This is a genomic window from Marinitoga arctica, assembly GCF_054657315.1.
In genome coordinates, this window is record NZ_BAAHYY010000111.1 from 1 (window position 1) to 211 (window position 211).

Sequence of the window (211 nt, forward strand, 5' to 3'; positions counted from 1 at the left end):
TCTTATTACATGCAATTCTTATATACAATTTATGTCAATTTTGCTTTTTTTTACAAAAAAACAGGAGCAATTTCATTAGGGACATTATTAGCAGGAACAATAAATATAATATTAAATGTTTTATTAATACCAAAATTTGGATATGAAATAGCAGCAATAACAACACTTATCTCATATTTTTTCTTATTATTTTTTCATGCATTAAATGTAA

At 21.8% G+C, this 211-nt stretch carries 1 pseudogene; it reads left to right on the forward strand.

Annotated features, from left to right (window positions below):
- A pseudogene (locus tag ACYQ44_RS10580) lies at window positions 1–211 on the forward strand (oligosaccharide flippase family protein); the annotation flags it as partial.